Here is a 26641-nt window from a genome sequence, read left to right on the forward strand (position 1 = left end):
AGCCGGCGACTGCCGATGAGACCAGCCAGCACTGCCGATGAGACCATCGATGGTCAAGCCTGCATACGTATGCAAGAATGGCGGGGTGGTCAGGATCACCTCCGCCGTCGTGGCTCGGGCTGCCGGCGTCTCCCAGTCGACGGTGTCGCGCGCCTTCAGCGCCGATCACCTGGTGTCGGAGGAGACCCGTCGTCGCGTGCTGGCGGAGGCGGAGCGGCTCGGCTACCGCAGCAATCCGTCGGGACGGATCCTCAGCACGGGCCGGATGGGGGCGGTCGGCATCGTCGTACCGGACCTGTCCAACCCCTACTTCGCGCGCATCGCCCAGCACCTGCAGCGGGCGTTGCGGAGCTCCGACCATCACCTGCTGGTCGCAGACGCCGGTGAGGAGACCGCCGACGAACTGCAGATCGCCCGGGACCTGGCGATGCACGCCGACGCCGTCGTCATGTGTGCCTCCCGGGCAGCGAAGTCGGAGTTGGTGGAGCTGGCCGAGGAGCTGGGTGACAAACCGCTGGTGCTCACCGGTCGGCGTGCGTCGGGCCTGCACCACATCTCCGTCGACGAGTCGCAGGGTGCCATGCAGGCCCTGGATCACCTTGCAGGCTTGGGACATCGACGTATCGCGTTCATGGGTGGGCCGTCCCGGTCCCCCTCGCACCGGGCCCGGGTCACCGCGCTGCGACGCGGTGCGAGTGTTCGTGACCTGGAGATGATCATGCTCGGTTCGTACGAGCCGACCGCGCCGGCCGGGATGGCCGCGGCTCGTGAGGCCTGCCGTCACGGCGTGACGGCCCTCATCGCGTTCAACGACCGCACCGGCCTGGGGGCGATGGCGTACTTCGGCGAACAGGGAGTCAAGATCCCCCAGGACATCAGCGTCCTGTCCTGGGACGACCTGGACCTGGCGATCGTGGCCACCCCCCAGCTCACCACGATCGGGATGCCGGTCGCCGAGCTCGGCGAACGCAGTGCTGCGGTCGTCCTCGACCTGCTGGCCGGACGCGAACCCGATCCGGTCCCTCCGCTGCCGACCACCTTGATCATCCGCCGGTCCACCGGGCCGGCGCCGATGCTCGTGACCACACCATGATCAACCACCGCCGAAGCGGGACTGGAGGAGCTCGATGACCGGGGATGCCACCACCACGAGGGCCGCGGGGTCCGGACCGACGGACCCGGACGGCGTGGTCGAGGTGTCCACCGACCACGAGGGTGCGGTGGTCACGCTGACGATCAACCGTCCGGCCAAGCTGAACGCGTTGACGCTGCCGTTGCTGGCCGACCTCGCCGCAGCGGTGACCGCCGCCGAGGAGTCACACACCGCACGGGTGCTGGTCATCCGTACGGCGGGGGACCGGGCCTTCAGCGTCGGTGCCGACATCAAGCACTTCTCGACGATGTCACCGGTGCAGATGCACCGGGAGTGGCTGCGCCGCGGCCACCGGGCGTACGAGGTGATCGAGCAGAGCATCCTGCCGACCGTGGCGGTGATCGACGGACCCGCCTTCGGCGGCGGGCTGGAGCTGGCGTTGGCCTGTGACCTGCGACTGGTCACCACGACCGCCCGACTCGGGCTGCCCGAGGTCGGGCTCGGCACCATCCCCGGCTGGGGTGGCGCGACCCGGCTGCCCCGGTTGATCGGGGCGGCCCGGGCGAGTGACCTGGTGCTGACCCGACGGCAGCTCACCGGCGCCGAGTCCGTCGACTGGGGGATCTGCACCCGGCTCGCCGAGCCGGACGGCCTCGACGCCGCGCTTGCCGACCTGATTGATCAACTGCTCGGCGGCGCTCCGCACGCCCAGGCCGTCGCCAAGCAACTGATCGCGCTCGCCGGCAGCGACGTCCCGCCCTACCTGGGCGAGTCGTTGGGCGGTGCGCTCACCACCACCAGCCAGGACTTCGCCGAGGGCGTGGCCGCGTTCACCGAGAAGCGGTCCCCGACCTTCCGCGGCGAGTGATCCGACCCACCCCCACTCAGCCGAACGAACCCGGGGCGACGGTCGGATGACCTGCCCCCCTGACCCGTGACACCCAGTTGATCAAGGAGCATCATGTCGACCACCCGAATCCCCACCGTGTCGAGCGCGGCCGACGCCGTCGCCGACATCCCTGACGGCGCCACCATCGCGGTGTCCGGCTCGGGCGGTGGCATCTGTGAGTCCGACACCGTGCTGGCCGCCATCGAGGCGCGCTTCCTGGCCACCGGACACCCGAACAACCTGACCGTGGTGCACGCCTTCGGGGTCGGTGACCGCAAGTCGAAGGGCCTGAACCGGCTGGCGCACCCCGGCATGGTGCGGCGCCTCATCGGATCGCACTGGACGTGGGCCCCGGGCTTGGTGGACCTCGCCGAACGCAACGAGATCGAGGCGTACTCGCTGCCTGCCGGGGTCACCAACCAGCTGATGCGCGAGACCGGCGCCAAGCGGCCCGGGTTGACGACCCGGGTCGGGCTCGGCACCTATGTCGACCCGCGGCAGCGGGGTGCACGGATGAACGAGGCTGCGACCGAGGAGCTGGTCGAGCTGGTGGTGATCGACGGCCAGGAGTACCTGCGCTACAAGCCGATCCCGGTCGACGTCGCGATCATCCGTGGCTCCGAACTGGACGCCCGGGGTGGGGTCTCGCAGCGGGGCGAGGCGGCCTACCTGGACGGGTTCTCCCTCGCCCTGGCCGCCCAGGGATCCGGTGGGATGTGCATCGCCCAGGTCAAGTCGCTGGCGACCGAACGGCTGCGGCCGCAGCAGGTGCAGATCCCGGCCCCGCTGGTCGACCGGGTCGTGGTGGACCCGGACCAGTGGCAGACCTACGGTGGCGAGTACCTCGACTCGCTCGCCGGCGGCCCGTACGACCACACCCAGTTGCCCGAGCTGCCGGCCGACCCGGCCCGGCGTGCCATCGCCCGGCGGGCCGCCCGTGAGGTCGGACCCGACGTGGTGCTCAACCTGGGCTTCGGCATCTCCGCCCACGTCACCGACCAGTTGATCATCGAGGGTCGGCTCGACGAGGTGACCTCGATCATCGAGCAGGGCCACTACGGCGGGGTGCTGGCCACCGGTGACCTGTTCGGCATGTCGCACCAGTCGGAGGCGTTGATCAGCTCCACCGACCAGTTCGACGTCTTCTCCGCCGGCCGGATCGACGTGTCCGCCCTGGGGATGGGTGAGGTCGATGCCGCCGGGAACGTCAACGTCAGCCGCCTCGCCGGTCGGGTGATGGGGCCGGGCGGCTTCATCGACATCTCCGCCAACGCGGCGAAGGCCGTCTACTGCGGCACCTTCACCGCCCGCGGGCTGCGGGTCAGCACCGCCGACGGCCAACTGCACATCGACACCGAGGGCACGGTCCGCAAGTTCGTCAACCAGGTCGAGGAGATCACCTATTCCGGGCCGGTGGCAGCCGCCGAAGGCCGCCAGGCGGTGTACGTCACCGAGCGCGCCGTGTTCGTGCTGACCCCGCAGGGTCTCGAGCTCACCGAGATCGCCCCCGGCGTCGACCTGGAACGCGATGTGTTGGGGCAGATGGACTTCCGGCCGATCATGAACGACGTGGCGACCATGGACGCGGAGTTGTTCGCGTGACCGGGCCACTGCCCGCGATCGGCACCGCGACCTCGTTCGCCAAGACGCTGGGGGAGAGCGACGTCTACCTGTTCGCCGGGATCACCGGTGACCTGTCGCCCAACCACATCGACGAGACCACGATGGCCGACGGCCCGTACGGTGGCCGGATCGCCCACGGGCTGTTGGTGCTGTCGATGTCGGGGGCGGCGTCGACCGCGATGCAGGCCCGCAGTGGCCGGGCCTGTGTCTCGTACGGCTACGACCGGATCCGCTTCACCGCCGGTGTCCGGATCGGTGACACGCTGCGGGTGCACTACCAGGTCGAGCGGATCGACGACGAGTCACAGCGGACCTGGTCGACGATCCGGATCACCAACCAGCACGACGAACTGGTGATGGTGGCCACCCACATCCTGAAGTTCATCGACTGAGCGACCCGGCACGGATCCGGTCGGACGTGACGCGGATCTGATCGGACTGACACGGATCTGATCGGACTGACACGGATCTGATCGGACTGACACGGATCTGATCGGACTGACACAGGGGAGGTCCCGGCGCAACCAGCGCGCCGGGACCTCCCCCGTGGTCCAGCTCCGTGCTCAGTCCTCGCGCATCTCGCTGACCCGGCCGACCAGCTGGGTCGGGTTCACGAACCGCAGGGCGATGATCAGGATGATCATCATCATCGTGGTGTACAGCACTGCCATCGACGAGACGAGCTGGCGGGCCTCGCCACCACCCGACGAGGTCATCGCCCGGTAGATGGCGACCACCAGGGTGTCGGACTGTGGGCCCGACACCAGGTAGGTCAGCTCGAACATGCCGACGGTCCGCACCAGCACCAGGACGGCCGCAGCCAGGATGCCCGGGATCAGCAGGGGCCCCAGGATCCGGGTGAAGATCGTCTTGGTGGTGGCACCACACATCCGGGCCGCAGACTCCAGCGACGGGTTGATCTGCTCGATGAACGGGGTCATCGTCATGATCACGAACGGCACCGACGGCACCAGGTTCACCAGTATCACCGCCACCAGGCTGCGTCCCAGCCCGAGGTTGTACATCACCGTGGCCAACGGGATGCCGTACGTGATCGGCGGGATCATGATCGGCAGCAGGAACAGCGCGCTGACCACAGCCTTGAACGGGAAGCTGCGTCGGGCCAGCAGGTAGGCGGCGGGTACGCCGATCACCACCGAGACCGCAACCACCACGGCGGCCACGATCAGGGTGACGATCAGCACGTTCGCCAGGCCGAACCTGTTCCATGCGTTGTTGTACCAGCCGAGCGTGATCTCCTCGGGCAGCCAGGAGTCGAACCACTGGGTGCCGAACGAGTCGACGACCACGCCGATCAGGATGCCGAGCAGGAAGATGAAGAAGACGGCGATGCCGAACCAGACGAACCAGCTGCTGGGCTGCATCACCAACGGACGTTGGCCCGGCGGCAGCTTGCCCTTGCGCTTGGGCGGCGTGCCGGTCGACGTCGAGTCGGGGGTCGTCGGATCCGCGATTGTCGTGGTCATCAGCCCTTACCTCCGGTCGAACCCTTGTAGAGCATGGAGCGCCATGCCAGCGTGATGCCGATGACGATCAACTCGACGGCTCCCATGATCATGGCCACGGTCGAGGCCATCGGGTAGTCGCGCTGCTCACCGAACGAGCGGTACGCCATCAGCGCCAGCACACGCGTCTCGCCCATCGCGTCACCGACGAGTCGGGCGGACGGGAACACCGAGAACGCCAGCACGAAGGTGAGGATGAACGTGGTCGCCAGGCCCGGCGCCAACAGCGGCAGGATGATCCGGGTGAACCGTTGCCACCAGCCGGCGCCCAAGGTGCGGGCGGCGTTCTCCAGGGACGGGTCGATGCCCGACAGGTAGGAGCTCACCAGCAGGAAGGCGAACGGGAAGCCGGAGATCACCAGCGAGAAGACGACGCCCCAGTAGTTCATCACCAGGGTGAGGGGTTGGTCGATGACCCCGATCGTGAGCAGGAACCGGTTCAACCAGCCCTGCCGACCGGCGAAGATCAACAGGCCCTGGGCGGTGAGCACGGTGCCCAGCGTGATCGGCAGCACGAGCAGGATCGTCAGCAGCCGCTTGCCGCGGAACTTGCCGCGCAGCTTGAAGGCGATCGGCACCGCGGCAAGCACGTTGAACAGCGCCACCGGCAGCGCGAGTCGCAACGTGATCCAGATCGAGTCGAAGAAGAACGGGTCGGTGAAGAACGCGACGTAGTTCGAGAAGATGCCGGCGCCGACGCGTTCCTGGACGGCCGGGTACGGCTGCAGCGTCAACCCGATGCCGTACATGAACGGATAGACGAACAGCACCAGGGTGAACAGCAGCGCGGGCAGGATCAGCAACAGTGTCTTGTCGATGCCCCGCTCGGCGAGCTGGTGCGACCGGCTCGCGGTGCCGCGGCGTGACCGCGACGACTTGGTCATCGACATGTTCAGACCCCCGCCAGCTCCTGCTCGGCCTCGGTGGTCGCCGACAGGTCCGCCGGGTACACCAGGACACGTTCCTTCGGCACCTGCAGGGTCACCGTGGCCCCCGGCTCGTGGTCGGTCCGCGACCGGGCGTGGATGATCGTCCCCTGCACGTCCACGTCGACCGCGAACTCGCGGCCCACGTACTCGGTGACGATGACCGTCCCCTCGAACGGCTGGTCATTCCCGGTGGCCTGCTCGCCGCTGGGTGTGGCCATCAGGTCCTCCGGACGGATACCGATGCGCGCACCGCCGCCGACGGCGATGTCGCCGGCCGCGACTCCGGTGATCGTCAGCGACTCGTTCGAGAGGGTGACCGGGTCGCCCTGGCTGACCGCGTCGGTGACCGTCATCGGCAACAGGTTCCGGTAGCCCATGAAGTCGGCGACGTGCCAGTTCACCGGCGAGGTGTGGAGGTCGTGCGGGGTGCCGACCTGCTGCACCCGGCCCTCGCGGAGCACCACCAGGCGGTCGGCCATCGACAGGGCCTCCTCCTGGTCGTGGGTGACGTAGACGGTGGTCAGGCCCAGCGACTGGTGGAGTCGCTTGATCTCGCCGCGCATCTCGAGCCGGAGCTTGGCGTCCAGGTTGGACAGCGGCTCGTCCATCAGCACCAGCCGTGGCTGCAGTACGACGGCCCGGGCGATCGCGACACGCTGCTGCTGACCGCCGGACAGCTGGCCGGGCAGCTTGGTCTCGTGCTCCTGCAGCTTCACCAGCTCGATGCCCTCGTCGACCCGCGACTTGATCTCGGACTTGGGGAGCTTGCGCATCTCCAGGCCGAAGGCGATGTTGCGGCGGACCGACATGTGCGGGAACAGCGCGTAGTTCTGGAACACCATGCCGAAGCCGCGTTGCTCCGCGGGCACGGTGTCGACGCGCTTGCCGTCGATCAGGATCTCGCCGTCGGTCAGCGGCAGCAGACCGGCGAGACAGTTGAGGGCGGTGGACTTGCCACAGCCGGACGGGCCCAGCAAGGCGATGAACTCGCCGGACTCGATGGTGAGGTCAAGTCCTTTCAGGGCGTCCTTGCCGCCGAAGCTTCGGCCGACATCACGGAGTTCGAGGCGCTCGAAGGCGCCGGCGGAGATTGCCATGGATCACTTCCTGTTTCGAGCCCATCGGCGGCCGACCGAGGTCGACCGCCGATGGAGCAAACGGGTCTTGCGGATGTCGGTGTTCAGCCCTGGGTCTTGCCGGCACCGATGTCACGGTCCCACTTGTCGAAGGCTGCGATCAAGGGCTCGGGATCCAGCGGCACCTTGACCGGGGTGTTGGCGATCGCGTCGTCGTACCAGTCACGACGGAACTTGTTGACCGACTCCTGGCTGGCCTGCGGAGCCATCTCGAGCGTCGCACCCTGGACGGCGGGGCCGGGGTAGAAGTAGCCCTCGTCGAAGGCGGCGGCGTTGACCTCGGGCTGCAGCATGTAGTTCATGAACAGCAGCACCGCCGACTGCTTGTCGGCCGAGAGGCCACGCGGCATCAGCGCGTACTGGGAGTCACACACGTAGGTGGTGTTGTCCAGCGGCGCGGTCTCCAGCGTGAGCGGTGCGGTGCCGAAGGAACGCGGCCCCATGTCCCAGCCGAACGTCATCGGCATCATCCACCACGTACCGTCGGCCATCGCCTGGACGGCCTGGCCGGTCCCGGTCGGGTAGTTGGCGATCGCCGAGCCGAGGTCGGCCAGGTAGGCCCAGGTGTTGTCCCAGCCGGCCTCGGGGTCGAGCGGGTCCGAGTCACCCAGCATGTACGGCAACCCCTGCAGCCAGGTGCGCCCCACGCCGGAGTTGGCGGGCCGCGGGTAACCGAACTTCCCGGTGTTCGCCTTGGCCCACGCCAGGGCCTCCTCGGCGCTCTTGGGGACCTCGGGGACGTGTTCGGGGTTGTACTGGATGAACGGGCCGGACGGCGTCCAGGCGTTCATCACTCCGAAGTCGCCGGCCAACTCGGCGCTCTCCTGGGCATCCTCGAGGTAGTTCTGCATGTTGCCGAGGCGGTCGGAGAACTCCTTCACCACCGGCACCCACAGGTCGTCCACCAGGCCGGCCGACATGCCGTCGGTGCCGGAGAAGACGAGCTCGATCTGCAGGTTGCCCGAGTCGACCTGCGGCTTCAGCGTGCCGACCAGGTCAGGCGCGCCACCGGTCTCGGTGGTGAACTCCGAGACCACGTCGGAGTGGTCCTTCACGAACTGGTCGAGCATCGGCTGGGACATCCGCAGGTTGCCGGCCACGTCGAGGATGTGGATCGTGACGGGTGCCGAGGGCTTCTCCGGGACCTCGTCGGGGTTGGCGGCAGGTCCGCCGCCTCCGCCCTGTTCCGGCGGCGTACAGGCGGCCACGGTGGCCACGGTCGCCGCCGCGCCGGCCAACCCGACGAGGTGACGCCGCGAGATGGTGCGCTCGGTGAGGAAGGAACGGTTCATGGACTTCGCCTTTCGTCGCGGCCGGATCCGGTGACCCGTCCGGTGGTTCTGTGGTCGAACCCCGTCCTGCGCGACTCCCTGGCGCAGTCCGATCAGCCTCGACCTTCGGGACAAAGTTGCATACGTATGCACCCCCGTCAAGTGACGGCATGCATTCCGCGCCGAAACGTCACCGAAACTCAACCGACACGTCCTCGACACGCTGCTGTCATGGTATTCCGGGCGGTCCCGCCGGGTGCTGCCGGTGCAGCGCCGTGCCCGGGGCCGAAGTCGTACCGAACCCGGTGAGTGAGTGCACACTCAGTGGTAGTCTTCGCAGCGGTCACCGACGCCGCCGTGCTGCGGCGGTGTGCCCGGGTGTCCGACCGACCTGACACCAAACGCAATCGGGGAACGAACTCATGCACAAGCTGGCTGATCTCAGTCTGGCCAATCGCGCCCTCATCGCCCTGATCACCGTGTTCGTGATGGCGTTCGGTGTGATCACCACAGCCGGGTTGAAGCAGGAGCTGATCCCGTCGCTGCAGATCCCCACCGCGGTGGTGATCACCACGTACGAGGGCGCCTCGCCCGACGTCGTCGAGGAGCGGGTCACCGCACCCATCGAGCAGGCCGTGCTCTCCCTGTCCGACCTCGAGTCCTCCTCGTCCACCTCCTCGACCGGGGTCTCCACCGTCGTGGTGAACATGACCTACGGCACGAACATGAGCCAGGTCCAACAGGACCTGCAGGCCACCATCTCCAGGATCGCGCCGCTGCTGCCCGACGAGGCCGACTCCCAGGTCGTCACGGGCAGCCTGGACGACCTGCCGGTGCTGGTGCTGTCGGTCACCGGCGGCGACTCCCCGGCCGTGCTGGCCGATCGGCTGACCACCATCGCGGTCCCCGAGCTCGAGAAGTTGCCGGGGGTCCGGGCCGTGCAGGTCGCCGGCGCGCCCACCGAACGCGTCCTGGTCGACCTCGACCTCGAGGAGCTGACCGCCAACGGTCTGACGCCCAACGACGTCAACCAGGTGCTGGCCTCGGCCGGCCGGCTCACCTCGGCCGGCCAGATGGACGACCAGGACAAGACGCTGTCGGTGACCCTGGGCAAGAAGCTGGCCTCGGTGCAGGAGGTCGCCGACCTGGTGCTGGTCTCCCCGGTCACCGGCGCGGTCGTGAAGCTGTCCGACGTGGCGACCGTGGAGCGACAGCAGGCCCCGGCCACCTCGGTGTCGCGGACCAACGGTGAGGCGAGCATGACGCTGTCGATCACCAAGACCCCCGACGGCAACACCGTCGAGGTCAGCGAGGAGATCAACGCGCTGCTGCCCGACCTGGCCGATCGCCTGGGCTCCGACGTGGAGTTCACCCCCACCTTCGACCAGGCCCCGTTCATCACCCAGTCCATCGAGGACCTGCTCACCGAGGGTGGCCTGGGCCTGGTGATGGCCATCCTGGTCATCCTGGTCTTCCTGTTGTCGGTACGCTCCACGCTGGTCACCGCGATCTCGATCCCGGTCTCGATCCTGGTGGCGATGATCGGGTTGAGCCTGGCCGACTACTCGCTCAACATCCTCACCCTGGGTGCGTTGACCATCGCGATCGGCCGCGTCGTCGACGACTCCATCGTGGTGATCGAGAACATCAAGCGACACCTCTCGTACGGGGAACCGAAGCTTCGCGCGATCACCACCGGCGTCCGGGAGGTCGCCACCGCGATCACCGCCGCCACGATCACCACCTCGGCGGTCTTCCTGCCGATCGGCATCGTCGGCGGTCAGGTCGGTGAGTTGTTCCGGCCGTTCGCGGTGACCGTCGGGTTGGCGCTGCTCGCGTCGCTGCTGGTGTCGCTGACCATCGTGCCGGTCCTGGCGTACTGGTTCCTCAAGTCGCCCGAGGACGTGGTCGACCCCGAACAGGTCCGGGTCGAGGCGGAGCAGAAGGAGCACAACAGCTGGCTGCAGCGTGGCTACCTCAGGCCGCTGCGGCTGGCACTGGCGCACCCGGTGATCACCATCGTGTTGGCGATGGTGTTGTTGGGCGGTACGGTCGCGCTCACCCCGACGCTGAAGCAGGACTTCCTCGGCTCGGCCGGGCAGAACACGCTGTCGGTCACCCAGGAGTTCGAGCCGGGGCTCAGCCTCGACCGGCAGATCGAGCTCGCCGAGCAGGTCGAGTCGGTGCTGCTCGACACCGAGGGCGTCGAGGTCGTGCAACTGACCGTCGGCAGCGGAGGCGGTGCCACAGCCGCCTTCGGATTCGGCGGTGGCGGGGCCAACAGTGCCACCTTCTCGATCACCACCGACCCCGAGGCCGACACCGCCGAGGTCACCATCAGGGTCCGCGACGAGCTCGAGGTGTTGACCGGGGTCGGCGAGCTGCGGGTCAGCGCCTCGGAGATGCAGAACAGTGACGTGGCGGTCAACATCACCGCACCCGACACCGAGACCCTCGCCACGGCCACCGAACTGGTGCTGGCGAAGATGGAGACCGTCGAGGGTGCGACCGACGTGCGCTCGTCGTTGACCGCGGCGCAGCCCCGGATCCAGGTCGTGGTGGACGAGGACGCGGCCGCCGAGAAGGGGCTGACCTCGGCCGCGGTGGCGATGACGCTCCGGACGCTGCTGAGTCCGGCCACGGTCACCTCCATCGAGCAGGACGGGTCGACCACCGACGTCGTGCTGAAGGCCGGTGAGCCGCCGGTCGGTCTTCGCGAGCTGGAGGAGGTGGAACTGCGCACCCCGACCGGGACCGTGGAGCTGCAGGAGATCGCCGAGGTGCAGGTGATCAACATCGCGCCGTCCATCGCGCACAGCGACGGTCAGCGCAGCGCCACGGTGTCGCTCACCCCGACCGCCGACGACCTGGCGGTGATCAACACCGCGGTCACCGATGCCCTGGCCGAGCTCGACCTGCCGGAGGGGGCGGTGGCCACCCTGGGTGGCGTCAGTGCCGACCAGGCCGAGGCGTTCGCCCAACTGGGGTTGGCGTTGCTGGTCGCGATCGCGATCGTGTACGTGGTGATGGTGGCCACCTTCAAGAGCCTGGTGCAGCCGCTGATCCTGTTGGTGTCGGTGCCGTTCGCGGCCACCGGTGCGTTGGCCGCGTTGTTGATCACCGACACCCCGCTCGGGGTGCCGTCGCTGATCGGGGTGTTGATGTTGGTCGGCATCGTGGTGACCAACGCGATCGTGTTGATCGACCTGATCAACCACTATCGACGCGAGGGGCAGTCGATCGACGACGCCCTGATCAACGGTGCCCGACAGCGACTGCGGCCGATCCTGATGACGGCGGCGGCGACGATCATGGCGCTGATCCCGATGGCGGTGGGCATCACCGGTGGCGGCGTGTTCATCTCGCAGCCGTTGGCGATCGTGGTGATCGGTGGCCTGTTCTCCTCGACCCTGCTGACCCTGCTGCTGGTCCCGGTGCTCTACCGGGTGTCCGAGCGGTTCACCGAACGACGCGCCGACAAGCGGCACCAGAAGCGGCTGGACCGCCTTGCCGCGAAGGGCCTTCGGCTCGACGACGAGGGGCGTGTGGTGCACGCCTCATCCCCGGCGGGACCGGACTCGTCCCCGGCTGGACCGGACCCGACCCCGGGGGAGCCGGACGCGGACCGCAGTGACGAGAACGGTGTCGGGGCCGTGGACACTGACCAGGATCGTCCGCGCCCCCGGCGGGCACGGGTCGACTGAGCGCATGTGAGCCAGCCCACGCGCCGAGCTGTCACACTCGACGGGAGGTCGTCGTCCAAGAGGGTGAGACGGCCAAGCCGTGGCCGTTCGACCGAGAGGAACGATCATGCCCCGCATGCTGTTGCAGAAGGTGCTGCCCACGGCCTACGCGCCCCTGCTCGCGGTGGAGACCTATGCCCGTACGCACAACGACAAGCGCACCTTCCACCTGGTGAAGATCCTGGCGTCGGTGATCAACGGGTGCTCGTACTGCGTGGCGATGCACACCCGTGACGCCCGCAAGCAGGGTGAGTCCGAGGAACGGTTGGCGGCGCTGCAGGCCGACTGGCGGGCGGTCGACCTGTGGTCGCCGGCCGAACACGCCGCGCTCGCCCTGACCGAGGAGGCAACCGTGCTCGGTGAGGGCGGTGTCAGCGACGCCGTGTACGACGAGGCGGTCGCCCAGTGGAAGGAGAAGGGCGTCGCCGGCCTGATCATGGCGATCGCCGCGATCAACATGTGGAACCGGGTGGCCATCACCACCGGGATGCATGCGGAGGACCTGTGACGTGATCGGTGACGGCTCCCCGGCACCGGGCGACGAGGGTTTCACCCGCGACGAGTTCGACCGGCTCCACCAACGGATGCTGGGCATCGCGTACCGGATGCTGGGGAGCTGGAGCGACGCCGAGGACGTCGCCGCGGAGGCCTGGCTGCGATGGCACGAGAAGCGTCCCGCCGACGTCGCCGACGCCCGGGCCTGGCTCACCACGGTCGCGACCCGGATCAGCGTGGACCGTTGGCGCACCCTGTCGCGGCGCCGGGAGAGCTACGTCGGGCCGTGGCTGCCGGAGCCGGTCGATCCCGCCCTGCTGCCGCACGAGACCGCCGAGCAACGGGAGACGCTGGCGATCGGCCTGCTGCACCTGATGGAGCGGCTCACCCCGGACGAACGGGCCGTGTTCGTGCTGAAGTACGCCTTCGACCACGACTTCACCGAGATCGGCCGGATGATCGGTCGGACCCCGCAGTCGTGTCGGCAGCTCGGTCACCGGGCCCGCGCCAAGCTCGGCCGTGGTGCCGAGCCGATGGCCCGCCGGTCGGCGACGGTGGAGTACGGCGTCCTGCAGCGACTGATGTACGCAGTGCTCGGCGGCCACGAGGCCGAGGTGGTCGGACTGCTGACCGACGACGCCGTGTTGCTCACCGACGGCGGCGGCAAGGTGAAGTCGGCCCTGCTGCCGATCCTGGGCCCGGCGAAGATCTACCGGTTCCTGGCCGGTGTCACCAGGGCCGGTGTCGGTGAGCCCACCTTCATCACGGTGAACACCGGACCCGCCCTGCTGCTCGAGGTCAACGGCGATCGGCGGCTGTTCCGGATCGACGTCGACGGTGAGCGGATCTCCGCGCTCCACCTGTACGGCAACCCCGACAAGATGCATCACCTGACCGCGGCCGGCCGGCCGTAGCAGCGCGCAGAGAACCCGGGAGCAGGCTTCCGGTCAGAAGCCGAGGGGGATCTCCAGCCCGTCGTCGTGGTTGCCGTCGAAGGTCATCTGCGAGTGATCGACGCCGGCACGCCAGCACGACACCTGCCACGGCAGCAACAGCGGCTCCGGGGCCCGGGCGGAGGCGTCGTACAACTCACCGACCCGGCGCAGCAGGTCCTCGCGCCGAGCCTCGGGCAGTGACGCCATCGACGGGTTGCGTTCGATCATCGCCAGCATCTGCGGCCGGGTCGCGGGGATCCAGTTGCGGAAGTTGCGACGCTCGGGTCGGTCGAAGAACGGCGACTCCTCGAGGGCGGTGATCGAACCGTGTCCGAAATCGCCGCTCATCACGGTGGGGTCGAACTCACGCACCAGCCGGGTGAGCCGCTTCACCCACGGCACCGTGTCGTCGCGGGTGTGGTAGACGACCGAGATGTGGCCGCCGGGCCGCAGCACCCGGGCGACCTCTTCCAGCACCAGGCCGGGGGCGAACCGGTGCAGCACCTGGGCGCAGGTCACCACGTCGAAGGTCTGGTCGGCGAAGGGGAGCCCGTTCGCCTCGCCCGCAACCGGGGTCGGGTTGAGCCCGTGGCCCTGACCGGTCGGGTCGACGCGCTCGGCCAGTGTGGACATCGCGGCCACGTCCTGGTCGAGGCAGACCACCTCGTGGCCGTCGGCGGTCAACATCAGCGCCAACCCGGCCCGACCGGACCCGAGGTCGAGGATCCGGCGTTGGCCACCGCCGGTCAACCACCCGGTGATCGCCTCGGGGTAGGGCGTGGGGGCGGAACTCATGAGGCAGACTCTAGGCCGTGACTGATCCGTTGGCCGACCTGACGCGGCTGGAAGGTGTCGGCACGGCGGTGGCGGCGGCGATGGCTGCGGTCGACACCCTGTTGCGCGACCGCGGCCTGCGCCAGCTCGGCGACGAGGAGGTGGCGGGCTCGTTGCTCAGCCAGGGCCGCGCCAGCGCCGCCCTGGCCGGCGTGACCGAGGGCCCGGAGCTGCTGGCCACCGTCCGACTTGCCAGCGAACTGCCGCAGCTGGCCGACATGCTCCGGGAACGGCCGGCCCAGGCCCTGGCCCGCCTGCACACCCTCTGGGGTCGAGGGATCGTGCCGGACGCGGATCTGGGTCACCCCCGCGACGACGCCGTCGCCGCCCGTCGGCTGGCCTCGCTGCTGCCCGTGCTGCGGCAACCGTCGGAGGCACCCGCCCTGGTCCGGGCCGCGGTCGTGGAGGCTGACCTGATCTGTTTCAACGCCTTCGGCCGGGGCACCGGTCCGGTCGCCCGCGCCGCCGCCCAAGGCCTGTTGATGGCGTACGGCGTGGACCCGCGTGGTGTCGTGCCGCTGGCCGAGGGACACCGCCTGCTCGGCGGCTACCAGTCGAGGATCGCCGCCTATGCCGTCGGTTCGGGCGGCGGGGTCAGGGACTGGCTGGTGCACAGTGCCCAGGCGCTGACCCGGGCCGTCGAGGCGTCACCGGTGGCCGAACGCCTCCGGCAGGACTGACTCAGGACTGACACCGGGGCCGTCCCGGGCGGGTGGCGTCGTAAAGAAGGGCGCCACAGCGACGTCGCTGGACGTATTCGTCGCGTGTGTCGCTGTCGCGCCCTTCGACACGGGCCGGCCCTGTCAGAGGGCCGGTTCCGCGCGCAGTCGCTGGTCGAAGAACGCCAGCACCCGGTCCACCCCCGCCTGCTGGCGGTCGACGGTGACGGTGCTGTGGCCGGCACCCTCGAAGTCGATCCGGATGAAGGCGTCGCCCAGTTGGTCGGTCAGCGTGTCGAACCGGGTGCCGGTGACCCGGTCGTCCGCGTACTGCAGGCCCAGCACCTGGCACCCGGCGGCGGTCCGGCGCCGAACCACCTCGAGGTCGGCCGGTGACAGGTTGACGTCGGCGGCCCGCTCCCGGCCGACGGGGAAGTGGGTCGACGGCTGGCACAGCACCGGGGCTGCGACCGATTCGTCGACCATCATCGCCAGTGCGAAGCCACCGGTGAAACACATCCCCAGGGCACCGACGCCGGGTCCGCCGAGCTCCCCGTGGAGTTCGTGGGCGAGGCTGCGCAGCCAGCCGGCCACGGGTGAGGTCTGCCGACGGGTAAGCTTGGTGAACTCCCGGCGGATGCACACCTGCACCGCACTGCGGAGGACCTCGCCGAGGCCCGCCGGCCGGCCCGGGCGACCGAACAGGCTGGGCATCACCACGGTGTGTCCGGCGGCGACGACCTCCTCGCCGAACGCGATCACCTCCGGGATCATGCCGGGGATCTCGTGGATCACGATCACCCCCGGACCCTCACCCTTGCGGTACGTGGGGAAGGTGAGCTCACGGCCGGTCAGGTCCGTCGCGGTGTGTTGCCCCGCGGTCCACGTCGCCAGCGTCATGACCTCGACAGTAGGGGCTGCCCTGGTGCGCCCGACAGTGCCTACGCCGCCGAATTCCGCAGATGCACCGGTCGGGGTCGGGTGGGCGGCGGCCCGGGCGGGGCGGTGGTCCTCCAGCCCGGTCGACCGGTCGCTTTGTGGAAACCGGACGTCGATTCCGCAACTGCACCGGTCGGGGGTCGACCGGTCACTGTGCGGAAACGTGCCGACGCCAGCACCAGTGCCGGGGGCGGAGCCGGGCTACCAGTCGCTGCCGATCACGGTGGCGACCGTGACGCACATGGTGATCCAGTCCTGTTGCTCGCGGGTCAGCGGTCGTCCGGCGGCGTCCTCGAGAGTCCAGTTGGCGTTGAGGACCATGCGCACCACCACCCAGTCGCGGGCGCGCGCCAGGTCCAGTCCGGCGGTGTCGACCAAGGTCGCGAACCGGCGCCGGAGCCCACCGGCCACGTCACCGCCGGCCTGCAGCTCGTCCCACCGGTCCCACAGCATCGGCGCCGGCTCGTAGTGCGGGTCACCCGACATCGGCTTGGGGTCGATGACGACCCAGCCGCGGTCGGCCGACAACACGTTCTCGTAGTGCAGGTCACCGTGGATGATGACCCCGGTGCTGTCGGGGTCGGCCACCAGGTCGCGGCCGCGGGACAGGGCGTGCTCGACCAACCGGCGGGGCAGTGGGGCTCCGGCCGGCAGGGCGGCCAGGTCGTCCAACCAGCCGCCGACGTGGTCGGTCAGCAGGTCGAGCTGGGGCAGGGCCGGCAGGTGGAGGCGGGAGTACGTCTCGGCGACGACCTGGCAGGCGGTGAGGTCGTCGACCGAGCGCAGGTCGGTCGGATCGAGCCGCTCCAGCAGCATGGCTCGCCGGCGCGGGTCGGCCCGGAGCAGTTCCACCGAGGTGGGATGCCACGCCTGCAGTGCGAGGTGTTCGTACGCCGACTCGACATCGTCGGCCAGGCTCAACTTGAGCATCGTCGGGGTGCCGTCAGCGGTGCGGACCGGCAGCACGAGGGAGCAGAATCCGTGCGTCGGGGCACCGGTGCGGGTGAGCTCCCAGTCGGTCAGGACGTCCACGGCCAGCTTCGGCAGCCGGTCCAGCCAGTCGACCCAGCGGGCACCGAGGCTGCGTTGTGCATCGAGACCGGCCGGCACTTCGGCTGCGGTGAAGTGGGCTGGAATGGGTTGGGCTCGCAATCGGATGGTTCGGCAGTCAGGGGATCGGTGGGAACTGGACACGTGGACGCGGCGCCCGACACGAGGTCAAGGGCGCCGCTGAACACATCAGTTCGAGTGACCATGCGTGCATCAACGTGTACGTCGCCCGGGATTCGTTGTCCCGATGGTCGACTCCCTTGTGATGGGTGATCGCCGCGTGGGTGCTCGACTGCCGTGTTGTGGAAGGCGGGTGGCTCGCCTGCCGGAACGTGGGCCGTGTGGCCGATCGTCGGCTTTCGGGTCGCTCGTCTTCCTTGCATCATGTCTACTCCTCCAACGGCGAAATGCCAAGGCCTCCGGCGCTGCAATTTCCTTGTGCGACAGGAATCCGAGGGACGGGTCGCAATTCGGTCAGGCCGTCACCGGCGGTGGGGTCGGCTGGAACGTACCGCTGACGATCCGGATGGGGAGGTCGTGGCTGGCGTTCGTCCACAGCCCGCCGACGGACCGGTTGTCCACAGCCGGCCCGGCGTCGGTGAACGACATCGATCATGCGGTCGCACCATGTGGGCATGTCCGCCACTGCTGTCCCGAGCCCCTCGTCCCCCGGCCGGTCCTCCTCGTACGCCGACCCGTCGCGCGGCACGGCCACCCCCGTGACGACCCCTGTGACGACACCCGTGGCCACGACGGCCTCCCGGGCCGCCCCGGTGATCATCACCGCTGACGACGGCCTGTTGGACCAGGCCATGGCGGCGGTCGCCGCCGCCGGCGGTGAGGCCCGGGTGGCCCACGACATCCCTGCTGGGCGGGGGATGTGGCGGGATGCGGAGCTGATCATGGTCGGTGTCGACCTGGCGGCGGAGTTGGGTGAGGTACGGCCACCCCGGGGTGCTCGGCTGTTCCTGTTGGGTGACCGTCACGACCGGGAAGCCCTGTGCACGTGGTCGGTCGGGCTCGGTGCGGCGGTGGTCGTCCTCCCCGAGCAGCGCGGCGACCTCACCGCGGTGATTGCCGGCGCCGGTGGGCCGGCCGAGGGCGGCCGGATCGTGGCCGTACGCGGTGCCTCGGGTGGGGTGGGGGCCTCCACCGTGGCCGCCGGACTCGCCTGGCAGCTGGCGGCAGCGGGACGTCGTACGGTGCTGGTCGACGCCGACCCGACCGGCGGCGGCATCGACCTGCTGGTCGGTGCCGAAGGCCTGCCGGGGTGGCGCTGGCCCGAACTGGCCGGGGTGCAGGGCCACCTGCCCCGGATCACCGACCACCTGCCCGACCTGGACGGCCTGGGGGTCCTGGCGATGTCCCGCGAACCCGGGGCAGCCCGACCGACGGCCTCGGCGATGCTTGCCGTCCTGGCCGCCTGTCGGGCCGTCGCCGACGCGGTCGTGGTCGACGTCGGCCGGACCCTCGACGAGGCCGACACCACGGCACTGCTGGAGCCGGCGTCGGTGCGGCTGCTGCTGGTCGCCGACGACGTCCGTGGGGTCGCGGCCGCCGAGATCGCGTTGGGCACGGTCGGTGATCCAGGCTGGGCCTGGTCGTCGGTGGTCCGTTCGGGGGCGACCACCGGACTGGGGGAGGTGGCCGTCGCGGAGGCCCTGGGGCACCCGTCGGCCGGCTCGATGCCGTACGACCGGAGCCTGCAGGCCGCACTGCTGCGTGGCGAGGCACCCGGCCGCGCGGGGAGTCGACGGTGGCGGCGGTCGTTGCGACACCTCGCCGGGCAGGTCCTGGCATGACGGGCTGGTACGGGATTTCAGGGGCGTACGGGAGCGGCCGATGAGTGGCCTCGACGACCTCGCCGTCGTCCGGGACCGCCTGGCCGGGCTCGGCCGGGAGCCGACCACCAGGGACGTGGCGCAGGCGATGGCCGACTGTGGACTGGTCGTCACCGACGCCTCGCTGCTCGCCACGGTGTCGGCGCTGCGTCGGGAATCGGTTGGTGCCGGACCGTTGGAGTCCCTGCTGGCCGACCCCGGGGTGACCGATGTGCTGGTGAACGGTCCCGGTCAGGTGTGGACCGACGGGCCGGACGGGTTGCGGCTCAGCGAGGTCACCTTCGCCAGTGACGCCGAGGTCCGACGACTCGCCCAACGGCTGGCGGCGTCGGTCGGACGGCGGCTCGACGACGCCACCCCGTGGGTCGACGCCCGGCTCGCCGACGGCACCCGGGTGCATGCCGTCCTGGGCGTGCTCGGCGACGTCGGGACCTGCCTGTCGCTGCGGGTGCCGCCGCGTCGGACCTACTCGATGACGGACTGGATCGACGCCGGTTCGATCAGTGCGGCCGGTGCGGAGGTGCTGCAGCAACTCGTGGCGGCCAAGGTCGCCTTCCTGGTCACCGGTGGCACGGGGTCGGGCAAGACGACGTTGCTGGCCAGCCTGCTGTCGCTGGTGCCGGCCACCGAAAGGCTCGTCGTGGTCGAGGACTCGCGTGAGCTGCGGCCCGACCATCCACACTGCATCCGGCTCGAGGCGCGACCGGCCAATGCGGAGGGGCGCGGGCGGGTGACGCTCACCGACCTGGTGCGCCAGGCGTTGCGGATGCGACCCGACCGGCTGGTGGTCGGCGAGGTGCGCGGAGCCGAACTGTGTGACCTGCTGGCCGCCATGAACACCGGCCACGAGGGCGGCTGCGGCACCATCCACGCCAACTCCGCCGCCGACGTCCCGGCCCGGCTGGAGGCGCTGGCGGCGCTGGGTGGGATGGGGCGTGACGCCGTCCACGCCCAGGCCGCCGCCGCGTTGCACGCCGTGATCCACCTGCGTCGCGAGTCCCGCGGGGTGCGCCGGATCAGTGAGCTCTGTGTGCTGACCCGCGACCCGACCAGCGGGTTGGTGCGCGTCGTACCGGCGCTCCGGTTCCCGGTCGATCGGCCGATCGAGCGGGGCCCGGGGATCGCTGTCCTGGAAGGACGATTGGCCACATGATCATGGTGCTGGTGTGTGCCGCGCTGACCGGCTGGCTGCTCGTCAGGCCGGCGCCGGAGCGAACCCTGCGGCGACTGGTCCCCCGCGCCTCACCGGCGGCACCCGTACCCGGTGCCGACGGCGAAGATGATCATGGTCGCCTCGCCGGCTCGCCCGGCGGCCGGGTGGGCCTGTACGGGTGGGTGGCCGGCGGCCTGTTGGTGGTGCTGGTGGCGGGACTGGTCGACCAGACCCGCGGCCTGGCGCTTGCCCTTGCGCTGCTGGCCGTCACGTGGACCGGTGGCCGGTTGCTTCGGCAGTGGTGGGCGGGACGGGCCGCGGACCGGCAGGCCGACGCGATCGGCCACGCCTGCCAGGTGCTCGCCGGGCAGGTCCGGATCGGGCAGGTGCCCGCGACCGCGCTCACCGTCGCGGCCGAGGACTGTCCGGTGCTGGCCGAGGCGGCCGCCGTCCAGCGGCTCGGTGGTGACGTTCAGGCGAGCTGGCGGCGTACGGCGACCCGACCCGGCTGCGGTGGGTTGTTGCAACTGGCGCGGGCCTGGGAGGTGTCCCGGCGTACCGGTGCCGAGCTGGCCCCGGCCCTGGAGCGGGTCGCGACCAACCTTGAGCAGGAACGCCGCATCGACGTGCTGGTCGCCGGTGAACTGGCTGCTCCCCGGGCGACGGCCAAGCTGCTGGGCGTACTGCCGGCGATGGGGGTCGTCATCGGCCTGGCGCTCGGTGGTGACCCGGTGGACTTCCTGACCTCCCACCCGGTCGGCCAGGCCTGTCTGGTGGCGGGTGTCCTGCTGGCCTGCGCCGGCGTGCTGTGGGTCGATCGCCTGGCCCGAACGGAGGAGACCTGATGTCGTGGTCGGACCAACTGATGCTGCTGGTGGCGTTGGCCGGCGTGGTGCTGACGGTGGTCTGGACGGTCCCGGCCCCACCCCGGCGACCGGCCGGGCACCGGCCGGCGGACGTGGTGGGACGCGTGGGGGCCGGACGCTTCGCGTGGTTGCTCGGCCGGCCCGATGCGATGCCGGTGCGACGCCGTACGGGCCTGGCCGCCGGGATGGTCGCCGCGACGGCCCTGCTCGTGCAGGCCCTCGGCGTACCGGCCTGGTTGGGCTGGTCGGTCGGGGTGGTCGCCGGTGGCGCCGGCTGGGTGGTGCTCGGGCGGTTGCTGCCCGATCACGTACGACGGCGCCGCCGCCGGGTGCGCGCGGACCTGCCGGAGGTGTGCGACCTGCTGGCGGCCTGCCTCGGGGCCGGGCTGCCGCTGTCGAGGGCGGTCGCGGTGGTGGCCGACGTCGTCGGCGGGCCCGTCGCCGAGGACCTGGGCCGGGTCCGGGCGCTGGTGGCGGTGGGGGAACCGGAGCCGCTGGCCTGGCGCCACCTGGCCGGCGACCCCGCCTGGTCCCGGCTGGCGACCGACCTGGCGCGTGCGGTCGACTCCGGGACGGCGTTGGAGGACACCATGGCCCACCACGCCCGACGCACCCGGGTGGCGCTCCGGGCGGCCCGCGAACTCCGGTCACGGACGGCCGGGGTCCGCAGCGTGTTGCCGCTGATGGTGTGCTTCCTGCCGGCCTTCTTCCTCATCGGGGTGGTGCCGATCATCGCCGGCCTGGTGCTCCGGCTGCTCGGGTGAACGAGTTGTGCACAACTGCGGACCGGCCCACCACGGGTTGTGCACAGGTCCGCAGATCGGGTGAGCGATGGCAGGCCCGGCGTCCCATCGTCTCGGTGTACCCGCAACGGGGAGGGCCCGACGCCGGTCGGGCAACGACAACGAGGGAGCACGACATGTCCAACACACACGAAACCGCATCGACCGAGATCGTCCCGGTCGCCGGCCCGTACGACAACGACGACCAGCAGCAGGGGACGGTGGCCCGCCGCCGGCGCACCCGGCGTGACCTGCGCGGCATGACGACCGCCGAGTACGCCGTCGGCACGGTGGCCACCGTCGGCTTCGCCGGGGTGCTGATCAAGATCCTCAGCGATCCGGAACTGCAGGGGCTGATCCTCCAGCTCATCCTCTGGATCATCCGCACCGTCGGCGGCTTCGGCAACTGAGCCGTCCGACACGAGGTCCCAGGGGTCGGGGCGGAGCCGAGATCCGGCTCCGTCCCGTCCGGGACGTCGACCAGCAGGCGGGAGGAGTTGATCATGAGTGCTGGGTGCCGAGGGAACGCTCGTCGCGGCCCGCAGGGCACGGTCCGGGCGCGGCAGGGTCGGGGGATGGTGACCGCCGAGTTGGCGGCCGGGGTCTTGGCCGTGGTGGTGCTGGTGGTGCTGCTGGCCGGGTGGGCCGGCGTGGTGATGATGCAGCTGCGCTGCCTCGACTCGGCCTCCGAGATCGCCCGGCAGCAGGCCCGGGGCGACGAGGCCGCGGTGGCTCGGGCGAAGGCCGATCTCCCTGCCGGGGCACGGGTCCAGGTGATTCGCGACGGCTGGGTCACCACGGTACGGGTGTCGGCGCCGGTGTGGCAGCCGCCGTTGCCGCGACTCGAGGTCACGGCGACGGCGGAGACGATGCTGGAGCCGGGGACATGAGTCGGGACGGCAGCCGCGGTGTCGGCCATCGCCCGGACCAGCGGGGCAGTGGCACGATGTTGATCATCACCGTGATGGCGCTGGTGGCGATGGCCTTCGGCGTGGTGTACGTGGTGGGCGGCTACGTCGTGGCCGAGCACCGGGCGCGCACCGCTGCCGACCAGGCCGCCCTGGCCGCGGCCCACGCGATGCGGACGCCGTACCGGAAGGTGCCGGTGGACGATCGCTCCTGCGAGATCGCCGCCCAGACCGCCAAACGGAACGGGGCGACGATGACCTCCTGCCAGGTCACCGGTGACCAGGTGGACCACGTCGTCGTGGTGACGGTCCGGGTCGAGCTCAGGCGGGAGTGGCCCGGCCTGCCGACCGGGATGGCCGCGACCGCCGCCGCGGGATCGCTGCCCTGACGGGCTCAGATGTCGAGTGAGCTCTTCTTCGGCGAGCGAGGTCCCGGGTCAGCGGCCGTCGTGGCGCTGGTGCTGGAACCGGAACTGCTGGAGCCGGAGCTGCTGGAGCCGGAGCTGGAGGTACTGGTCCCGCCGGCGTCGGAGCGCTTCTTTCCGAGCTTCGGCAGGTTGAGCTTCTTCTGCGGCGCCGGGCGGCCCGCCGCCTTCTCCAGGGCACGCCGCTCGGCGTGCTGGGCCCGCGAACGGCGGATGCCGACGGCGAGCAGCACGAGCGCCGCGCAGAAGGCGATCGCGGCGCCGAACCCGATCAGGAAGACCCCTGTGCCGGTCGTCGGGATCTGCGCGACGAAGATGTTGAGCGTCGCGGGATCCGGGTTGGAGATGACGACACCCACCACGACGACGATGAGGAGCAGCAGCAGGACGATCGCGACGGGCAGCATGGGGCCCATTATCGCCCGCTGCGCGGCCTGGCGACACCCCACACGCCCGAGCCGACCCCCGAGGCGTCACCAGCTCTCGGGTTGAATGGGTGCCATGAGTCTCGTGCTGGCGCTGGTCGGCTTCCTGCTGCTCCGCCGTTCGGTGCGGGTCGAACGGCGCCGACTGCGCAACGGGGTGCTGTTGCTGGCCACCGTCTGGTTCGGGCTGTTGGCCGCGGGCGAGCTGCTGACCTGGATCAACCCGATCGGGGCGGTCCTGCTCTCGGTCGTCCTCGGCCTGCTGCCGCTCAGCTCGGTCGTGCTGATCGGCTTCCTGCTCGCCAACGGCGTGACCATGATCAGGAAAGAGGGCCGCAGCCTGGGCAACCTGCTCTCGCTGCTGGCCGGGCTGGCGTTGATCGCCGTTCCCGTCATCGGGGTGCTGCTGGTGCTCACCTGGCAGCCGGTCGCGATCGCCGCTGCCACCTTCCTGCTGCTCGGGGCGTCGTACGCCGGGATGTTCTTCCTGGTCCTGCTCGTCTGGTCGTTCGCCTACTCGCAACTGTCGAAGCGGGTCCCGAGCGAGGGCATCGTGGTGCTGGGGTCCGGCCTGGTCCGCGGGAAGGTGCCACCACTGCTACGGGGCCGGCTCGACCAGGCGATCTCGGTCTGGCGGCACGCCAGGACCCAGGGCCACGATCCGGTCCTGGTGCCCTCGGGGGGCCAGGGCTCGGACGAGCCGGTCGCCGAAGCCGTGGCGATGGCGGAATACCTGCGCGAGCAGGGTGTCCCCGACGACCGCATCCTGGTCGAGGACCGGGCGACCAACACCGAGGAGAACCTGCGCTACTCCCGCGCCCTGCTCGACTCCGCCGGTCACGACGAGGAGATGTTGGTGGTCACCAGCAACTACCACGTGATGCGCGCGGCCTTCCTCGCCCGCGAGCTCGGGTTGCCCGCCCAGGCCGTCGGCGCCCCGACCGCCGCGTACTACCTGCCGAGTGCGTTCCTGCGCGAGTTCGTCGCCGTGCTGACCCGGCACAAGCTGATGCACGCCGTGGTCGGCACGATGATCCTGCTCGTCTCGGTCGGGGCCGGGCTGGTGGCCAGCTGGTTGTGAACCGCCGGACGGCTCAGAGCTTGACCTCGGTGCCGTTGGCGGCCGACTCGTAGATCGCGCCGAGCATCTGCTGCAGCATCGCTCCCTGCCACGCCGGGGCGACCTGCTCCTCCTCGCCGAGACAGGACGACACGAAGTGCGCGATCTCGTTGCTGAACGCCTCGGTGAAGCCGAACCGGTTGGACCGGATCTGCGGGGTCATGTTGAGCACCGTGTCGTGCCGCTCACCGACGATCTCCAGCGGCTCCAGGCTGGCGCCGCCCGAGGTGCCGTGCACCGACACCGCCAGCGAGTTCTCCACCGTGTGCAACGAGAACGACGTCTCCACCATCAACGAGGCCCCGTTCTCGAACCTGATCATGGCATTCGCCAGGTCCTCGACGTCGTTGGTGAGGCCGGCATCGGCAGCCCGGTAGCGATCCTGCCAGGCCACGTTGTCGCGACCACCGAGGTGGTGGTAGGTGTTGCCGCTGACCGTGACCGGTCGCGGGCAGCCCATCAGGCTCCACGCCAGGTCGATGACGTGCACGCCGAGGTCGATCAGCGGGCCACCGCCCGAGGTCTCCTTGTTGGCGAACCAGCCGCCCGGGTTGCCGACCTGCCGGATGCAGGCGGCCTTGGCGTAGTAGATGTCGCCCAGGTCACCGGCGTCGATGAACGACTTGAGCACCTTGTAGTTGGTCGAGTGACGTCGGACCAGCCCGATCTGCAACACCTTGTCCTGCCCGGCGACCAGGTCGGCCAACCGCTGTGCCTCGTCGGCACGGTGGCTCATCGGCTTCTCCAGCAGCACGTGCTTGCCGGCCTCGATCGCGGCGACCGCCAGCTCGACGTGGGTGTTGTTCGGGGTGCAGATGCTGACCGCGTCGACCTCGTCGAGGGCGTACAACTCGGCGGCATCGCCGTACGCGGTCGCGCCGTACTTCTCGCCCGCGGCCTTGGCCCGGTCGAGGTTGATGTCGGCGACGGCGACCAACTCGACCCGGGCGTCGGCGGCGTAGGCGTTGAGGTGGTGGACGCTGATGCTGCCGTTGCCGACGACGCCGACACGGAACGGGGTGGTGCTCACAACTGACTCCTGATCATGGAAGGTGAAGGAAGGAAGAAAAGGGGGGTGGCGGGTCGGCTCAGGCCGGCTGGTCGGCCAGCAGCCGCCGGACGTTCTCCATGCCGATCTCGCAGCCCATCAGGCAGTCCTCGGCGCCCTCGAACTCGATGGCGACGAAGCCGTCGTAGTCGGACTCCCGGATCAGCGTGGCGATGGCGGACAGGTCGAGGTCACCGTTGCCGGCGATGGCGCCCCGCAGGCCGCGACCGGCACGGCTGGCGAACCAGCCGGTGCCCACCGGGGCGGGACGGAGGTAGAAGTCCTTGAAGTGGATCACCGTCGCGTACGGCAGGTTGGCGGCCACCCCGACGACGGAGTCCTCGTCCACGCAGGCGAAGTTGCCGACGTCGAGCGTGGTGCCGAAGTTGGGCTCGTCGACGGCGCGGACGACCCGGCGGACCCGCTCGCTGGCCTGCACGAAGTAGCCGTGGTTCTCCAGGCTCGTGGTGACGCCGACGGTCGCGGCGTGGCGGGCGATCTCCTTGGCCGCCTCGGCGATCAACGGCAGCACCCGGTCGAACTCGGCCGAGTCGTCACCGTCGTGGCGCTGTTGTCCGGTCACGTCGTGGCGCAGCCGGGTCATCCCCAGCGAGGCGGCCAGGTCGACCTGGGCCTTGACCCGGTCGATCACCTCGGCGCGGTCCGGTCCGGTCAGGTCGGCGCCGACGGCGAGGTTGGACAGGGTGATCCCGCGGGAGGCGGCGTGATCCTTCACCTCCGCCACCCGGGAGGGATCCCAGGTCAGGTTGGGAATCGGTGAGTCCGCCTCCTGGGACAACATGGCGAACTCGACGTGGTCCGCTCCGTTCTCGGCGACCCAGTCGATCACGTCGGTGATCGTCATGGCCCCCGTCCTGAGTCGCTGGTTGAACGAATACGAGCTGAACCCGAACTGCATGACCTACCTGTCCCAGACGTCGTGGCTGTTGC

Annotated in this window: 27 protein-coding genes; 16 read left to right on the forward strand and 11 right to left on the reverse strand. The window is 70.0% G+C overall.

Features of this window, described 5'->3' with window-relative positions:
• Window positions 1–49 precede the first annotated feature (49 nt).
• The 4 genes from ACQBAU_RS02310 to ACQBAU_RS02325 all read left to right on the forward strand — a co-directional run bounded on the left by ACQBAU_RS02310 (window position 50) and on the right by ACQBAU_RS02325 (window position 3997).
• A complete protein-coding gene (locus tag ACQBAU_RS02310; protein WP_465259442.1) occupies window positions 50–1093 on the forward strand; it encodes a LacI family DNA-binding transcriptional regulator in 1044 nt (347 codons plus the stop codon).
• A 34-nt stretch (window positions 1094–1127) separates the two neighbouring features.
• A complete protein-coding gene (locus ACQBAU_RS02315) occupies window positions 1128–1961 on the forward strand; it encodes an enoyl-CoA hydratase/isomerase family protein (RefSeq protein ID WP_434548589.1) in 834 nt (277 codons plus the stop codon).
• A 93-nt stretch (window positions 1962–2054) separates the two neighbouring features.
• Window positions 2055–3584, forward strand: a complete 1530-nt coding sequence (locus ACQBAU_RS02320; protein WP_465255343.1) for an acyl CoA:acetate/3-ketoacid CoA transferase — start codon at window positions 2055–2057, stop codon at window positions 3582–3584.
• Window positions 3581–3997: a MaoC family dehydratase gene (locus tag ACQBAU_RS02325; protein ID WP_465255342.1), complete on the forward strand. Its 417-nt coding sequence runs from the start codon at window positions 3581–3583 to the stop codon at window positions 3995–3997. Before ACQBAU_RS02320 ends, ACQBAU_RS02325 begins: the two co-directional genes overlap by 4 nt.
• 171 nt (window positions 3998–4168) lie before the next feature.
• On the opposite strand, the gene ACQBAU_RS02330 is transcribed toward ACQBAU_RS02325, so the two are convergent.
• The 4 genes from ACQBAU_RS02330 to ACQBAU_RS02345 form a co-directional block, all read right to left on the reverse strand.
• The gene (locus ACQBAU_RS02330; protein WP_465255341.1) at window positions 4169–5092 is read right to left on the reverse strand and encodes an ABC transporter permease; all 924 of its coding nucleotides are present in this window, start codon (window positions 5090–5092) and stop codon (window positions 4169–4171) included.
• Window positions 5092–6021 (reverse strand): ABC transporter permease, encoded by a 930-nt coding sequence (locus tag ACQBAU_RS02335; protein WP_434548585.1) that lies wholly within the window; start codon window positions 6019–6021, stop codon window positions 5092–5094. Before ACQBAU_RS02335 ends, ACQBAU_RS02330 begins: the two co-directional genes overlap by 1 nt.
• Before the next feature lie 2 nt (window positions 6022–6023).
• Window positions 6024–7157 (reverse strand): ABC transporter ATP-binding protein, encoded by a 1134-nt coding sequence (locus ACQBAU_RS02340; protein ID WP_465255340.1) that lies wholly within the window; start codon window positions 7155–7157, stop codon window positions 6024–6026.
• 83 nt (window positions 7158–7240) lie between these two features.
• Window positions 7241–8488 carry an extracellular solute-binding protein gene (locus tag ACQBAU_RS02345; RefSeq protein WP_434548583.1) on the reverse strand — a complete coding sequence of 416 codons (1248 nt, stop codon included), beginning with the start codon at window positions 8486–8488 and terminating at the stop codon, window positions 7241–7243.
• Between the two features lie 401 nt (window positions 8489–8889).
• On the opposite strand from ACQBAU_RS02345, the gene ACQBAU_RS02350 reads away from it, so the two are divergent.
• From ACQBAU_RS02350 to ACQBAU_RS02360, 3 genes are all read left to right on the forward strand, one after another.
• Window positions 8890–12171 (forward strand): efflux RND transporter permease subunit, encoded by a 3282-nt coding sequence (locus tag ACQBAU_RS02350; protein WP_465255339.1) that lies wholly within the window; start codon window positions 8890–8892, stop codon window positions 12169–12171.
• Between the two features lie 106 nt (window positions 12172–12277).
• Entirely contained in the window at window positions 12278–12718 is a 441-nt protein-coding gene (locus ACQBAU_RS02355) for a carboxymuconolactone decarboxylase family protein (protein WP_434548581.1), read from the forward strand.
• Window position 12719: 1 nt separating this feature from the next.
• On the forward strand, window positions 12720–13619 hold the full coding sequence (locus tag ACQBAU_RS02360; protein ID WP_434548580.1) for a sigma-70 family RNA polymerase sigma factor: 900 nt from the start codon (window positions 12720–12722) through the stop codon (window positions 13617–13619).
• A 33-nt stretch (window positions 13620–13652) separates the two neighbouring features.
• Here the strand turns inward: ACQBAU_RS02360 and ACQBAU_RS02365 are convergent, their stop codons facing one another.
• On the reverse strand, window positions 13653–14435 hold the full coding sequence (locus tag ACQBAU_RS02365) for a class I SAM-dependent methyltransferase (protein ID WP_465255338.1): 783 nt from the start codon (window positions 14433–14435) through the stop codon (window positions 13653–13655).
• Between the two features lie 17 nt (window positions 14436–14452).
• Here ACQBAU_RS02365 and ACQBAU_RS02370 point away from each other — a divergent pair, with 17 nt between their 5' ends.
• The gene (locus ACQBAU_RS02370) at window positions 14453–15154 is read left to right on the forward strand and encodes an oxidoreductase (protein WP_465255337.1); all 702 of its coding nucleotides are present in this window, start codon (window positions 14453–14455) and stop codon (window positions 15152–15154) included.
• Window positions 15155–15277: 123 nt separating this feature from the next.
• On the opposite strand, the gene ACQBAU_RS02375 is transcribed toward ACQBAU_RS02370, so the two are convergent.
• The 3 genes from ACQBAU_RS02375 to ACQBAU_RS02385 form a co-directional block, all read right to left on the reverse strand.
• Window positions 15278–16033 carry a dienelactone hydrolase family protein gene (locus tag ACQBAU_RS02375; RefSeq protein WP_465255336.1) on the reverse strand — a complete coding sequence of 252 codons (756 nt, stop codon included), beginning with the start codon at window positions 16031–16033 and terminating at the stop codon, window positions 15278–15280.
• Between the two features lie 240 nt (window positions 16034–16273).
• Entirely contained in the window at window positions 16274–17182 is a 909-nt protein-coding gene (locus ACQBAU_RS02380; protein WP_434548576.1) for an aminoglycoside phosphotransferase family protein, read from the reverse strand.
• 414 nt (window positions 17183–17596) lie between these two features.
• Window positions 17597–17731: a hypothetical protein gene (locus ACQBAU_RS02385; protein WP_465255335.1), complete on the reverse strand. Its 135-nt coding sequence runs from the start codon at window positions 17729–17731 to the stop codon at window positions 17597–17599.
• A gap of 26 nt (window positions 17732–17757) precedes the next feature.
• Between ACQBAU_RS02385 and ssd the strand changes: the two genes are divergently transcribed.
• From ssd to ACQBAU_RS02420, 7 genes are all read left to right on the forward strand, one after another.
• The gene (ssd, locus tag ACQBAU_RS02390; RefSeq protein ID WP_434548575.1) at window positions 17758–18924 is read left to right on the forward strand and encodes a septum site-determining protein Ssd; all 1167 of its coding nucleotides are present in this window, start codon (window positions 17758–17760) and stop codon (window positions 18922–18924) included.
• A gap of 40 nt (window positions 18925–18964) precedes the next feature.
• Window positions 18965–20116, forward strand: a complete 1152-nt coding sequence (locus ACQBAU_RS02395; RefSeq protein WP_465255334.1) for a TadA family conjugal transfer-associated ATPase — start codon at window positions 18965–18967, stop codon at window positions 20114–20116.
• Entirely contained in the window at window positions 20113–20961 is an 849-nt protein-coding gene (locus ACQBAU_RS02400; RefSeq protein WP_465255333.1) for a type II secretion system F family protein, read from the forward strand. Before ACQBAU_RS02395 ends, ACQBAU_RS02400 begins: the two co-directional genes overlap by 4 nt.
• Entirely contained in the window at window positions 20961–21746 is a 786-nt protein-coding gene (locus ACQBAU_RS02405) for a type II secretion system F family protein (protein WP_465255332.1), read from the forward strand. The genes ACQBAU_RS02400 and ACQBAU_RS02405 overlap by 1 nt, the downstream gene beginning before the upstream one ends.
• Window positions 21747–21901: 155 nt before the next feature.
• On the forward strand, window positions 21902–22174 hold the full coding sequence (locus ACQBAU_RS02410; RefSeq protein WP_434548571.1) for a DUF4244 domain-containing protein: 273 nt from the start codon (window positions 21902–21904) through the stop codon (window positions 22172–22174).
• A 93-nt stretch (window positions 22175–22267) separates the two neighbouring features.
• Window positions 22268–22654, forward strand: a complete 387-nt coding sequence (locus tag ACQBAU_RS02415; protein WP_465255331.1) for a TadE family type IV pilus minor pilin — start codon at window positions 22268–22270, stop codon at window positions 22652–22654.
• On the forward strand, window positions 22651–23061 hold the full coding sequence (locus tag ACQBAU_RS02420) for an Rv3654c family TadE-like protein (RefSeq protein WP_465255330.1): 411 nt from the start codon (window positions 22651–22653) through the stop codon (window positions 23059–23061). The genes ACQBAU_RS02415 and ACQBAU_RS02420 overlap by 4 nt, the downstream gene beginning before the upstream one ends.
• Before the next feature lie 5 nt (window positions 23062–23066).
• Here ACQBAU_RS02420 and ACQBAU_RS02425 read toward each other — a convergent pair whose 3' ends face one another.
• Window positions 23067–23504 (reverse strand): hypothetical protein, encoded by a 438-nt coding sequence (locus ACQBAU_RS02425; protein ID WP_465255329.1) that lies wholly within the window; start codon window positions 23502–23504, stop codon window positions 23067–23069.
• Window positions 23505–23598: 94 nt separating this feature from the next.
• On the opposite strand from ACQBAU_RS02425, the gene ACQBAU_RS02430 reads away from it, so the two are divergent.
• A complete protein-coding gene (locus ACQBAU_RS02430) occupies window positions 23599–24603 on the forward strand; it encodes a YdcF family protein (protein ID WP_465255328.1) in 1005 nt (334 codons plus the stop codon).
• 13 nt (window positions 24604–24616) lie between these two features.
• Here the strand turns inward: ACQBAU_RS02430 and ACQBAU_RS02435 are convergent, their stop codons facing one another.
• Together ACQBAU_RS02435 and ACQBAU_RS02440 are read right to left on the reverse strand one after the other, a co-directional pair.
• Window positions 24617–25672: a Gfo/Idh/MocA family protein gene (locus tag ACQBAU_RS02435; protein WP_465255327.1), complete on the reverse strand. Its 1056-nt coding sequence runs from the start codon at window positions 25670–25672 to the stop codon at window positions 24617–24619.
• Window positions 25673–25730: 58 nt separating this feature from the next.
• Entirely contained in the window at window positions 25731–26555 is an 825-nt protein-coding gene (locus ACQBAU_RS02440) for a sugar phosphate isomerase/epimerase family protein (RefSeq protein ID WP_465255326.1), read from the reverse strand.
• Window positions 26556–26641 lie beyond the last annotated feature (86 nt).

The sequence above is a fragment of the Carbonicoccus niuqiaonis genome (assembly GCF_050157065.1).
GTDB lineage: Bacteria > Actinomycetota > Actinomycetes > Propionibacteriales > Propionibacteriaceae > Avipropionibacterium.

Coding starts and splice junctions, on each gene's coding strand:
- ACQBAU_RS02385 (WP_465255335.1), bottom strand. CDS start 17,731: ATGTCGTTCACCGACGCCGGGCCGGCTGTGGACAACCGGTCCGTCGGC.
- ACQBAU_RS02320 (WP_465255343.1), top strand. CDS start 2,055: ATGTCGACCACCCGAATCCCCACCGTGTCGAGCGCGGCCGACGCCGTC.
- ACQBAU_RS02425 (WP_465255329.1), bottom strand. CDS start 23,504: ATGCTGCCCGTCGCGATCGTCCTGCTGCTGCTCCTCATCGTCGTCGTG.
- ACQBAU_RS02315 (WP_434548589.1), top strand. CDS start 1,128: ATGACCGGGGATGCCACCACCACGAGGGCCGCGGGGTCCGGACCGACG.
- ACQBAU_RS02430 (WP_465255328.1), top strand. CDS start 23,599: ATGAGTCTCGTGCTGGCGCTGGTCGGCTTCCTGCTGCTCCGCCGTTCG.
- ACQBAU_RS02410 (WP_434548571.1), top strand. CDS start 21,902: ATGTCCAACACACACGAAACCGCATCGACCGAGATCGTCCCGGTCGCC.
- ACQBAU_RS02355 (WP_434548581.1), top strand. CDS start 12,278: ATGCCCCGCATGCTGTTGCAGAAGGTGCTGCCCACGGCCTACGCGCCC.
- ACQBAU_RS02335 (WP_434548585.1), bottom strand. CDS start 6,021: ATGTCGATGACCAAGTCGTCGCGGTCACGCCGCGGCACCGCGAGCCGG.
- ACQBAU_RS02440 (WP_465255326.1), bottom strand. CDS start 26,555: ATGACGATCACCGACGTGATCGACTGGGTCGCCGAGAACGGAGCGGAC.
- ACQBAU_RS02375 (WP_465255336.1), bottom strand. CDS start 16,033: ATGACGCTGGCGACGTGGACCGCGGGGCAACACACCGCGACGGACCTG.
- ACQBAU_RS02330 (WP_465255341.1), bottom strand. CDS start 5,092: ATGACCACGACAATCGCGGATCCGACGACCCCCGACTCGACGTCGACC.
- ACQBAU_RS02365 (WP_465255338.1), bottom strand. CDS start 14,435: ATGAGTTCCGCCCCCACGCCCTACCCCGAGGCGATCACCGGGTGGTTG.
- ACQBAU_RS02420 (WP_465255330.1), top strand. CDS start 22,651: ATGAGTCGGGACGGCAGCCGCGGTGTCGGCCATCGCCCGGACCAGCGG.
- ACQBAU_RS02345 (WP_434548583.1), bottom strand. CDS start 8,488: ATGAACCGTTCCTTCCTCACCGAGCGCACCATCTCGCGGCGTCACCTC.
- ACQBAU_RS02310 (WP_465259442.1), top strand. CDS start 50: ATGGTCAAGCCTGCATACGTATGCAAGAATGGCGGGGTGGTCAGGATC.
- ACQBAU_RS02405 (WP_465255332.1), top strand. CDS start 20,961: ATGTCGTGGTCGGACCAACTGATGCTGCTGGTGGCGTTGGCCGGCGTG.
- ACQBAU_RS02415 (WP_465255331.1), top strand. CDS start 22,268: ATGAGTGCTGGGTGCCGAGGGAACGCTCGTCGCGGCCCGCAGGGCACG.
- ACQBAU_RS02340 (WP_465255340.1), bottom strand. CDS start 7,157: ATGGCAATCTCCGCCGGCGCCTTCGAGCGCCTCGAACTCCGTGATGTC.
- ssd (WP_434548575.1), top strand. CDS start 17,758: ATGTCCGCCACTGCTGTCCCGAGCCCCTCGTCCCCCGGCCGGTCCTCC.
- ACQBAU_RS02400 (WP_465255333.1), top strand. CDS start 20,113: ATGATCATGGTGCTGGTGTGTGCCGCGCTGACCGGCTGGCTGCTCGTC.
- ACQBAU_RS02395 (WP_465255334.1), top strand. CDS start 18,965: ATGAGTGGCCTCGACGACCTCGCCGTCGTCCGGGACCGCCTGGCCGGG.
- ACQBAU_RS02350 (WP_465255339.1), top strand. CDS start 8,890: ATGCACAAGCTGGCTGATCTCAGTCTGGCCAATCGCGCCCTCATCGCC.